We start from the raw sequence: 6,770 nt of genomic DNA, 5'->3' as shown, positions 1-6,770 counted from the left end.
TTACCTTTGGACAGTCAGTTAAACTAAAAAAATTATCATGTTAATTAAAAAACTCTTAATTGTATTGCTGTTGATTCCCGTTGCAGCATATTGTCAGAAAGATATTGACAATTTCAGAAATTATAAATGGGATACCCCTTTTGCCCAGATGTCGGAAGGGATGACACCAACAAAAAGCAGCACACCCGGTTTTAAAGGTTATGAAAAAACAAATGACAATCTGATGTATGAGGGGATTCAGGCTGCATCTATCATCTATTTGTTTAAAAACGGATTATTTACCGGTGTAACAATTGCCATCTTTAAAAAGGATGTACCTAAGGCACTCGCCAATCTGAAAGCTAAGTACGGAGAGCCAAAAACAACACAAACACCGTTTCTGAATAATTATGAATGGTATCTTGAAAAATCAGTCATTGTGCTGTCAGAATTTCCGACCAATACAAGTGAACCCGCTGCCTCAATAGGTATCAGGAAACCCAGATGATGTTGATTTTTGGGTATGAATAAGGAATATTTTATTGATATTCATACACATCAATTCAACCCTGATAAGGAAGTTCTCAGCATTTTAAATGTTTTTCCGGAGGATATTACGGAAAAAACATTGGCTTTTTCTCCCGTTTCAATCAGCCTTCACCCATGGCATTTCACAGAATTCCCTGCAAATGATATAAAGAAAATCAAACATTATTCATCAAAACCTGAAGTTGCTGCTATCGGAGAGTTTGGATTTGACAAATTAAGAGGACACGCTTTGGATGTTCAATTATCAGTCTTTAAGGAGATGGCTGAAATTTCAGAGGAAGTTGACAAAGTTTGCATCATTCATTGTGTTAAAGCCACAGATTTGCTGCTGAATATCAGGAAGAATCAATCTTACCGGATGCCATGGATTTTTCACCGCTTTACAGGAAATTTATATGAGGCACAACAATTAATTGCATCTGGTATTTATCTGTCTTTTGGAGAAAATCTCTTGAAAAACAATCGTTTACAGCAGGTTTTTAAACAGATTCCAATCTCAGCTGTCTTTTTTGAAACAGATGACCAAAATTCCAGCATCCAGGAAATTTATGATTTTGCTTCAAGGCTGAGGTCTGTTTCTTTATCAGAACTTAAAAGTGAGATTCAACGTAATTTTGAAATAGTATTCAGAAGATGATGACAGAAAACAGCTCATGGCTATCCAGAACTGAATTATTGCTTGGAAAAGAAAAACTTGAACTGCTTAATAAATCCCATGTATTGATTGCAGGATTGGGTGGAGTAGGGTCGTCTGCTGCTGAAATGCTTTGCAGGGCAGGAATCGGAAAACTGACCATAGCCGACAGCGATGTCTTTGTTGCCTCCAATCTGAACAGGCAGATTCCGGCTCTTTTATCCACCATGGGTAAATCCAAAACAAAAATTGTTAAACAACGCCTCCTTGATATAAATCCGGCAATTGAAATCGAAACAGTCAATGATTACCTGAAAGACCAGAAGTTAACAGACCTTGTTTCCCTGCCCTTTGATTATGTAATAGATGCAATAGATACCTTTTCTCCGAAAACCTTTTTAATCATAAAGGCAATGGCTCAGGGACATAAAATTGTCAGCTCTATGGGAAGCGGGGGAAAGACAAACCCTGAACTGGTCAGGGTAGCTGATATTTCAGAAACCCATACCTGTCATCTGGCTTATCAATTACGGAAAAGGCTGAGAAGACATGGGATTTCATCAGGATTTAAAGCTGTTTTCTCAACTGAAAAAACAGATAAAAATTCAATGATCTATACTGACGAAGCGCTGAACAAAAAAACAAACATTGGAACTATTTCCTATATGCCTGTCATTTTCGGGTGCTTTTGTGCAGCAGTGGTTATCAGAGATTTAACAGGAATAGAGCCGGAAAATAGAGTAATTGATTTTCATTGATTTAATTTGCTTAGTAATTACTATTATAAAATAATAATTATTACCTAAGAATTAACCTTGATTTACCTTTATCTGTGAGGTGCTTCAGTTTTAGATTCAGATGCCTATTTCCCGATAATCACCTTTTTATCCATTGCCTTGTAATGCCCGACTCTGTTGCCTCCGGCACTGGTTCCTTGCTGGACAGCGACTTTATATTCCCTGTGCATGGTCATATTCCCGTTTCCTGTTCCGAGTTTCTGAAGCTGATTGAGCGGAAAAATGATGCTGACGGCATTAACTGCGTTGGTTACAAAAGTTTGCAGATCGTTTTGCTTGGTGCCTTTAATAAATACAGTAACAGACTCGTTTTTACGAAGGGTATCACCGATCCAGAACATTTCATAGGCTGCCGTAACAGGAAGCGTATCTAATTCCCAGGGAAATGAAATTGCAGAAATAATGTTGACCATATTGACAAAAGTATCATGATCCAGATCAACATATTGAAAGGTTCCGGTGTCAACAAATCCGGTCATTTGTTTTTCATAATAGGATAATGCAGGCTTGTAAGTCATGATCTCTCCTTCAAAACGCACTTCAGCCGGTGATTTTAATTCGAGCAATGTGCCGGCAGCGTTTGAGAACTTAAATACAGCCCGTGCATAGGTTATATCCTGATTGGCATCATAATAAAGCGTGTATTCCGTCCAGATTTTGTCCTGATTGACGTTGTCTGAAGTCTCACGCTGGCAATTTGCCAAAAACAAAATTGTACCTGTTATCAGGCAAATTAAGATGAATAGATTTTTCATAGCTTTTTTTTACAGTTTAACCAAAGTACAAATTTAATATTTTTTAAAGAATATTAACCGAAAATCTATTCATACTTTAAACTACTTTTTTTATCTTATAAACAAAAGTTCCCTGTACTTGGGTAATGTCCAGTATTCATCCCCTACAATTAATTCAAGTCGATCGATGTGATGTCTGATTTGGTCGAAGAAAGGCCTCACTTTCCGGGAATAAGCATCTGCCTTTTCAACTAAGTTCTCAATGTTATTGGCTGATTTTCTTTCTTCTATCATTTGCTTTACCAGATTTTTGGCTTCATGAATGTGTTCACTGATTTCCTTAACCAGTTCAAGCTGAACGGATGCCAGTTCGTTAAACTCATTTTCAGAAAAGGTAGCCTTTAATTTGGCAATGTTGTCCAGTAAAACATTCTGATAAGCAATGGCGGTAGGTAAAATATGATTATTGGCAAGATCGCCCAGAACTCTGGCCTCAATCTGGATTTTTTTAATAAATCTTTCAAGACGAATTTCATAACGGGCCTGTAACTCTCTTTCATTTAAAACCTGATTGCTGATGAAAAGATGTTTGGTCTTTTCGCTGACAAATTCTTTCAAAGCTTCTGGAATATCGGTAATATTGCTCAGTCCTCTTCTTTTGGCTTCTTCTGCCCATTCCTGACTATAGCCGTCTCCTTCGAAAAGAATGTTTTTTGATTCAGTGATATATTTTCTTAAGACTTGAAAAACTGCTTCATCTTTCTTTATCTTCTTTTTGGTAAGGGCTTTTAAATCAGTCAGAAACTGTCGGAGCTGATGAGCAAGTGCAAGGTTGAGGACAATCATGGGTCCGGCTATATTGGCAGAACTTCCGACAGCCCTGAATTCGAACCTGTTGCCGGTGAATGCGAAAGGTGAGGTGCGGTTGCGGTCGGTGTTATCGAGTAAAATTCCGGGTATTTTTCCGATACCCAGTTTAAGCTCTGTTTTTTCATCCGGTGTCATTTTTTTACCTGAAACTTTGTTTTCAATTTCATTCAAAACATTTGTCAGGTAAGAACCTATAAAAACGGAGATGATAGCGGGCGGAGCCTCATGCCCTCCCAGCCGGTGTGCATTTCCGGTTGAGGCAATACTGGCACGGAGCAATCTTTCGTTATCGTTCACTGCTTTGATAGTATTGACCAGAAAAGTCAGGAAAAGGAGGTTGCTCTTGGGGCTTTTTCCGGGAGAAAGCAGGTTTTTTCCGGTATTGGTCATTAACGACCAATTGCAGTGTTTACCTGACCCGTTAATGCCTTTATAGGGTTTTTCATGAAATAATACCCTGAAATGATGATGACGGGCAATTTTATCCATAATATCCATGAAGAGCATATTGTGGTCGATGGCCAGATTGATTTCCTCAAAAACCGGGGCACATTCAAACTGGTTTGGAGCCACTTCATTGTGCCTTGTTTTTAAGGGAATTCCAAGTTTATATGCTTCTATTTCAACTTCTTTCATAAATGCCTTCACCCGTTCAGGTATGGAACCGAAATAATGGTCGGCCAGTTGCTGGTCTTTGGCGGAAGCATGACCCATGAGGGTGCGTTTGGTCAGTACCAGGTCAGGTCGGGCATGATAGAGAGCTTCATCCACCAGAAAATATTCCTGTTCCCAGCCGAGAGTGGCTATCACTTTTGAAACATTTTTATCGAAGAGCTGGCATACCTCAACAGCTGTTTTATCAAGCAGGTTCAGGGTTTTCAGCAAGGGAGTCTTGTAATCGAGGGCTTCACCGGTATAGGATACGAAAATCGTTGGAATACAAAGTGTGTTACCAATGACAAAGGCGGGAGAGGTAGGATCCCATGCAGTATATCCCCTTGCTTCAAATGTGTTGCGTATTCCACCACTGGGGAAACTCGATGCATCCGGTTCCTGCTGAACAAGTTTGTCGCCTCCGAAATTTTCCATTACATTTCCATCGCCACTGGGTTCAAAAAAAGCATCGTGTTTTTCAGCTGATGCACCTGTCAGCGGATGAAACCAATGGGTATAATGAGTAGCACCCCGGTCGATAGCCCAGGCTTTCATGCCGGTTGCTATCTGGTCAGCCATTTTACGGTTGATTTTACTCCCTGTTTCGATGGCATTTTTGACATGCTCCCATGCTTCTTTAGATAAATATTGTTTCATGGTTGGCATATCAAAAATATTAACACTGAAATAATCGGAAACTTTGACTGAAGGAAGGTTTACTTCAACAGGTTTCCTGTTCCGGATTTCTGAAAGAGCATTAAAACGTGTGGTCATGGTTCAAATTTTATAAAGATTATTTTTTTTGCAAAGGTAATGCAAAAAATGAATATGGAGGAAGAGAAAAAATATAAATTTATTCACAGTTATTAAAAAAAATGTGGGGGTGATAAATAAAAAGTGTATTATTTGTAAAAGATAGGTAAAATTAGTTTTTTTGAATATTTCTTGAAGGACTTCCGAAGAAATTCAATAAAGTTCAGGCAAAAAGATTGTCTGAAAAATTAGTCCCTGGGATAGCTGACAAGCGGGATTGTTTGTTTACAATTCAACCCTATGTCATGCTGGCTGCTGTAAGGTAGAATTTAAACTACATTAAATATTGCTCCCGGCCAGTAAAAACCGATTTACTCAAAGATGATGCTGAATTTTTTATTATTTCCTTGTATATCAGTAACTTTCATAAAATACAAACCGGGAGAAAGTTGCCCTCTGTCAAACTGAAATATTTTTGAATCATTGCCATCAAGCGTCCTGATTTTTGCTCCAATGACATTAAAAAGTTCAACCTGTTTTAATGATAACATTGACTCGATGGTAATTCTATCGGTGGCAGGATTGGGATATACTCTGAACCCGGATTGTACATCGTATTCATTCATACCCATGGTGCTGCTATCTTTAACAAGTATCTGATAAACACGGGTATCAGATAAATTAATCGGGCAATTGTCATCTTTAACAGTAGCAATAAAGAAATAAGGAGTATTGCGTGCATCGCCTTTTTGTGTTTGCCAGGTCAGAATGCCGGTCGGGTGTTTAACCTGCTTGTTATTGGTTGACCATGAAGCAGCCGGAATATTTCCCTCCCAGCTAAGCAACAAGGTGTCGTGAGTGTCATAATCGTTTGTGGCAATAGAAAAGGTTACATTCTCACCGGCAAATACTTCCTTGTAATAAGGGCCACTGAGCACCGGTGGTAGATTTTCCGTACAATTCATAATAATAATCAATATTTCTCTGGTTGTTTCACCTGTTTTGGTGGGAATGCCGTTTATTTTCCGCCACTCACTGACTTTTACCGCAATAACAGCCTGTTCTGTTTTGATTGGCCTGAAACTCAACACTCCGGTATTTTGATTAAGCAGAAAAGCAACAGAATCAGGGAATCCGTTAAAATAAAGGGGTTTATCGAAGGAATATGGGCTAACGTAACTCACACCAACACCATGTGAAATGAGTGGTGTTGTCAATTCAAAACTCAATGAATCAAGGTCATTATTAATAACCCCCTGAGAGAAAACGAAGTCATTGTTTTTACATATTATAGCAACGGGAGGGTTGGTAAACTGAGGCGAATTATCATAAGGGGTAATGCATCTGTTAAGCATAGCTTCGAGATAAAAAGGAGAATTTCCTGCGCTGGTCAGAGTAGAAATGGAATCACTCCGGCAGCATTCTGAATATTCCAGCGATAATTCGCAGCAAGAGCCGGCACCACTCAGGACAACAAGTTCTGAATAAATATATTGTTCAATTCCAAAAGGGAACGAACAATTGCTTGACTGACATTTGGTACATCCCGTACGACAGATGGGAGTAATGTCAACTGCGGGGGTATTGGGCATGGTTACCGTTGTAACGACAGCTCCGGTTGATTTACACTTTATTAAAACAGTTGGTATTCCCGGAGGTGAGCCATTGCAATCTCTGTAAATGCTTAATTTGATAAGGAAGCTGTCATTCCCTATACTTGTCCATGTAATTTCGCCCGCAGAAATGCTTGATTGTCCCCGAGCGCTGAAAAAAATAAACATCCATGAAATTATGGACATA

The 6,770-nt window shown here is 39.0% G+C and carries 6 protein-coding genes; 3 read left to right on the top strand and 3 right to left on the bottom strand.

The window, feature by feature from the left end:
* Positions 1 to 37 precede the first annotated feature (37 nt).
* The 3 genes from GX437_05870 to GX437_05860 are packed head-to-tail and all read left to right on the top strand — an operon-like array spanning position 38 to position 1,920.
* Complete coding sequence (locus GX437_05870) at positions 38 to 487, top strand: hypothetical protein (GenBank protein NLJ07179.1); 450 nt, start codon at positions 38 to 40, stop codon at positions 485 to 487.
* A gap of 15 nt (positions 488 to 502) precedes the next feature.
* Entirely contained in the window at positions 503 to 1,165 is a 663-nt protein-coding gene (locus GX437_05865; GenBank protein NLJ07178.1) for a hypothetical protein, read from the top strand.
* Entirely contained in the window at positions 1,165 to 1,920 is a 756-nt protein-coding gene (locus GX437_05860) for a tRNA threonylcarbamoyladenosine dehydratase (GenBank protein NLJ07177.1), read from the top strand. The genes GX437_05865 and GX437_05860 overlap by 1 nt, the downstream gene beginning before the upstream one ends.
* Positions 1,921 to 2,024: 104 nt before the next feature.
* On the opposite strand, the gene GX437_05855 is transcribed toward GX437_05860, so the two are convergent.
* The 3 genes from GX437_05855 to GX437_05845 form a co-directional block, all read right to left on the bottom strand.
* On the bottom strand, positions 2,025 to 2,714 hold the full coding sequence (locus GX437_05855) for a hypothetical protein (GenBank protein NLJ07176.1): 690 nt from the start codon (positions 2,712 to 2,714) through the stop codon (positions 2,025 to 2,027).
* A 90-nt stretch (positions 2,715 to 2,804) separates the two neighbouring features.
* Positions 2,805 to 4,991, bottom strand: a complete 2,187-nt coding sequence (locus GX437_05850; GenBank protein ID NLJ07175.1) for a glutamine synthetase type III — start codon at positions 4,989 to 4,991, stop codon at positions 2,805 to 2,807.
* Between the two features lie 350 nt (positions 4,992 to 5,341).
* Positions 5,342 to 6,751 (bottom strand): T9SS type A sorting domain-containing protein, encoded by a 1,410-nt coding sequence (locus GX437_05845; protein NLJ07174.1) that lies wholly within the window; start codon positions 6,749 to 6,751, stop codon positions 5,342 to 5,344.
* Between the last annotated feature and the right edge of the window lie 19 nt (positions 6,752 to 6,770).

The organism is Sphingobacteriales bacterium (assembly GCA_012517435.1).
Classification (GTDB): domain Bacteria; phylum Bacteroidota; class Bacteroidia; order CAILMK01; family JAAYUY01; genus JAAYUY01.
This window is presented reverse-complemented; position numbering and strand designations above follow the sequence as displayed.

Coding starts and splice junctions, on each gene's coding strand:
- GX437_05870 (NLJ07179.1), top strand. CDS start 38: ATGTTAATTAAAAAACTCTTAATTGTATTGCTGTTGATTCCCGTTGCA.
- GX437_05865 (NLJ07178.1), top strand. CDS start 503: ATGAATAAGGAATATTTTATTGATATTCATACACATCAATTCAACCCT.
- GX437_05860 (NLJ07177.1), top strand. CDS start 1,165: ATGACAGAAAACAGCTCATGGCTATCCAGAACTGAATTATTGCTTGGA.
- GX437_05855 (NLJ07176.1), bottom strand. CDS start 2,714: ATGAAAAATCTATTCATCTTAATTTGCCTGATAACAGGTACAATTTTG.
- GX437_05850 (NLJ07175.1), bottom strand. CDS start 4,991: ATGACCACACGTTTTAATGCTCTTTCAGAAATCCGGAACAGGAAACCT.
- GX437_05845 (NLJ07174.1), bottom strand. CDS start 6,751: ATGTTTATTTTTTTCAGCGCTCGGGGACAATCAAGCATTTCTGCGGGC.